Source organism: Candidatus Dependentiae bacterium, assembly GCA_026389015.1.
In the GTDB taxonomy this organism is placed as follows: Bacteria; Babelota; Babeliae; order Babelales; family Vermiphilaceae; genus JAPLIR01.
Map to the genome: position 1 here is coordinate 1 of JAPLIR010000004.1, position 4488 is coordinate 4488.

General features: G+C 41.1%; 3 protein-coding genes. All 3 read left to right on the forward strand.

Annotated elements, in window-relative coordinates:
• On the forward strand, positions 1-2433 hold a 2433-nt coding region (locus NTX86_00065; GenBank protein ID MCX5921716.1), incomplete at its 5' end, for a hypothetical protein.
• Positions 2434-2462: 29 nt separating this feature from the next.
• Positions 2463-4001, forward strand: coding sequence for a hypothetical protein (locus NTX86_00070; protein ID MCX5921717.1), 1539 nt, complete (start codon positions 2463-2465; stop codon positions 3999-4001).
• On the forward strand, positions 3998-4488 hold a 491-nt coding region (locus NTX86_00075), incomplete at its 3' end, for a hypothetical protein (GenBank protein MCX5921718.1). The genes NTX86_00070 and NTX86_00075, both read left to right, overlap by 4 nt.

Consider the following 4488-nt stretch of genomic DNA (forward strand, 5'->3'; position numbering starts at 1 on the left):
ATCAAAACGTGTGATCGTGTTCTGGCATTTTCGCAAAAACAAGAAGATCTTACCGATAAGCCAAAGCCCAAGGATTTTAATGCGATAGGTCAGACCAACATTGGTGTAAAATGGGGCAATACTTTTTATATAGCAGCAGAAAAAAATGGTCAGCTGAGAGGGTATAGCTGGGCAGGGTGGAAGGCTGCAAAGCCAGCATTTGATTTGGCAGAAAAGACGGCAACAAGTGTGAAAGAAGCGATTACGGGACCTGTTAAAAATTTCATACAAGGTCACTATAAAAGAATTAACGAAAATCCCTATAAAGACAAAGTAGCCAAAGTCCGTCAAGGGAATGATTTGAATCCGGATGAGAAAGCATATCGTGCAAAACGAGCACCCATAGTGCAAAAAACTTTAGAGTCCTTATTAGGTGTTTCTATGCAGCAACCGCTTAATATTGCGGTAATAGAAAGTGGTGGGGGTTACCGTGCCATGACTTGTTCGGCGGGAGGACATGAAGGATTGGCGGCTATTGGTTTGATGGATGGTATTACCTACTTAGTTGGACTTTCCGGGTCTACGTGGTCGATTGGCGTATGGACGTTGAGTGAGTTGCCTATCGATAAGTTTAAAGATTATCTCATTAAAGGCATGGAGCGTGGTTTGGCAACACTGGATGGTTATGATATTAAAAAAATTAATAATCATTTGTTGGTCAAGGCTGCTTTGGATCAACCATTAACGTTGGTAGATATATATGGCAGCTTGTTAGCCACGGCACTCTTGGAAAAATTTGGTGGCAAAAGACTGAGAGTAGGTTTGTCAGAACAAGCTCAGATAATAGCAGATGGCAGCAGGCCGTATCCTATTTATACCGCGGTGCGTGGAGATGATCCAAAAGGCGATGGGCTTTCGTCAGATTGGTATGAGTTCACGCCGCATGAAGTTGGCGCTTCATGGTTTGGAAAAAAAGGAATGTATATACCAAGCGCCGCTTTTGATAGCCAGTTTAATGATGGAGAATCAAAATATTTTGCAGTGCCACAAAGTTTTGGCTATCTAATGGGTACCTTTGGTTCAGCGTTTGCAGCATCCTTTGCTCAAATTGTCGACACGCTAAAAAGCCAAGCTCCCAGCAAAAATGCATCAAATAAAGCATTTGAGGAAGATGTTGAAGGCAGTGATATATCAGAAAAAACAGTGGAAGAAAGTAACATCGTCTTAGATGCAATACTGGATAGAATTGGTAATGAGCGTATTACTTCTGCGGTGGTACATAATTTCACCAAGGGCATGCAGGACAGTCAACTGCAGCATCAAGAGTATCTAAAATTAGTTGATGCCGGACTTGCTTTTAACTTGCCATTTCCGCCTGTGGGTGATGATCGTCGTCCAATGGATGTAATAATGATACTTGATGCTTCAGAAGATGTTCCTAAAGGGCTGAGAAAAACTGCGCAGTACGCCAAAGATAGAGGATTAAAATTTCCATCGATTGATGTTAATGATTCTGAACTATTAAAACATGCCGTGACGGTGTTTAAAGATGCAAATGACCGAACAATTCCTGTCGTGATTTATATGCCACGAGTTAAGGATGAAGCGTTATTAGATGGAGCGATACAGAGTGGCCAATTTAAAGAACAGGTTGTATTATTAAAAGATTTTGACATTGAGCAGTGTGTGAGTAAAGGCTTCTGTAATACGTTTAATTTTAATTACAAAAAAGATGAAATTGAGAAATTGTTTGCATTATTCGCCTTTAACGTTCGCGCGAGTAAAGATACCATTTTGGATGCGTTGAAGTGGAAGGCGGGTCAATTGAATCCGAAGTCAGTGGTTAATCAATCTAATGTTAGTGTCAACGCAGATAGTGATAAAGCTCAAGGTGCTGCAGTTTCAGCAGCGCAGCAAGCCCTTTCGGCGGCGCAAAATCCTGGCAATGAAGTTTTCTTTAATGCTGGCGGTGCGTCTAAGATGGCCCATGCTTTACAGCAATTTATCAATTCCCCTACGGTAGCTCAAGCACGGATTGTGCTTGATGCAAATCTTACAGCTTCTGATAAAGGTAATGCCGGGCCAGCTGGATTTCTTGCTGTAGGAGGCGTAGGTGATGCTTTAGCGCTTGTAACTGAGTATGTAAAGTCGCATATTGTATTATCATCAGCTCAATTAGCGGCTCAAGGCGCGGCAATCGCAGCAGCAAAGACAGCCCTTGCGGCAGCGCAAAATTCTGGCAATGGAGTTTTCTTCAAGTTTGGGGGGGCTTCTCAGTTGGTAAATGCTTTACAGCAATTTATTACTAACCCTACGGTAGCTAACGGACAGGCCGTTTTGGACGCCAATAGTGCGGGGTCGGAGAATGCTGCGACGGGGAGCGCTAAAGGTTTTCTTGGTGTAAACGGTGTTGGTGGCTTTGATGAATTAACAGCCTATGTGCAAGCAAAATAGCAAACTAATGCATACGTAGGAGAGTTTTGATGCACAGTAGTATTGCTAAATTAACCGGATTAATGCAGCGAACATTGCAAAATAGATTGCGCGCATTCCAACACAATCCGTATAAAGATCAAATTGCTTATGTCAGGGTTGGTAATGAGTTACATCCAGGTGAACGGGTTTTTCGTGAGAAACGTTTGCTCCACGTTAAAAGTGCACTTGAAAAACTGTTGGATAAGTCTTTGGATTTACAATCCGTGCCGACAATAGCATTGGTTGAAAGTGGTGGCGGGTTTCGATCATTAATGAGTACCACCGGCTGGCATGTTGGTTTAGTTAAATCTGGGCTTATGGATGCGGTGACGTATATGGTCAGCTCTTCTGGTTCAGCTATTTCAACAGCATTGTGGTTCTCGCACAATGTATCTATAGAGCAGTTTAAGGAACGACTTATTTTTACTACACAATATAGAGCATTTTGGTCGTTAGGCAGTATGCATGATTTATTGTTATGGTCAAAGGCATTGGTCGCCAAGAAGTTATGTAACCAAAAGACTACGCTTATTGATTGGTGGAGTTATTTAGGTATGAATTGGACTATGAAAGATTTTGGCAATGATAGACATAGAGTTTATTTATCTGAACAAGCTAAAATAGTTGAGCAAGGTTATCTTCCATTTCCTATTTATACAGCTTTATGTACAAGTACGAAAAACATGTATGAATTTACTCCTTACGAAATAGGGTCGTCGCAGCTTGGGATGTATGTGCCGAGTTGGGCTTATGGTAGAGCTTTTCAGGATGGAGTTTCCATAGATTATGCACCGGAACAAAGTTTGGGATTTCTTCTGGGGACCTTTGGATCGGTATTCGCTGTAAAACTTAGTTTTGCTTTTAAGTATTTGACTCATCATAAAGATGGAAGCAATGTTTTTAAACGATGTGCTGATTTTTGCGTCGCACGCATTGGGCATAAAAGAGTTACTACTGCACAAGTTAATAATTTTACTCGTGGCATGCAGGGCAGTGTTCTCAAGCATAACACCGTAATGCATCTTTGCGACACGGCCGAAGCTTTTAGTTTGCCCTATGCTCCCGTGAGCGGCGACCGAACAGATCGTCAATCAGATATTTTGTTATTTTTGGATACGAGTGCCGATATGCCACTTGGTTTGCACCAGGCAGAGCACTATGCTCGTGATAAAGGGCTGAAATTTCCTCGTATTGATTATGTTGATATTGAAAAAAAGATGATAACTATCTTCAAAGATGAACATGATGCGGCGGTACCATTGGTGATCTATATGCCCCTTGTCTGTAATCAAGAAATATTCGAAATACTACAACATGATCCTATGTGGGAGCATAATAAACAATTATTTGATCATTTTGATGCACATAATTTTATACAGCAAAAATTTAGTAAATCATTGAATACTCGTTATGCGCAAGAAGATGTGCAGCAATTAAGTGCATTGGCTGAAGGCCTTATCTACATAAATAAACATGCAATTTTAGAAGCAATAGCATGGAAGATGCAGCAACGTAATAACATAAAGAGCAAAGGAGAGTTCATATGAATTTTAAAAAAATAGTGATTCCTATTTTTGTTGTGGTTGTGTATCAGGGATTTCTTACAGCTGAAATAATTACTCTTTACAATAAAACTGATCGCGATGTATTTGTTTCAATGTATCGGTCATCATCATCGGAAAAATCTGGCGTGCATGCTCATGGGCAGTCGGTGATTCCCATCACGATAAAAAAAGAGGGCTCTGTAGATATAGAGCGTCCTGCCGACGATCGTGTATTAGGATTTTCTTTCATTGAAAAGGATCTTGGCAGTTCTATAGAAGCTGATACATTCGCCAAACTTGCGCACGTTCCAGTTCATCTGGTTTCGGGTGATTCGCTCTATTTTGCGGTGGATGGGCCTGAGTTGAAAGGTTACGACACGGTTGAGTACGAAGTAGTGTTGCCGGCAATTGCCAAATTAAGTAATGTTAAAAATCAAATAAAGCAGGTGGTTACTTCTTCAATTGCGGAGTATATGAAGCCGCTTTCTCA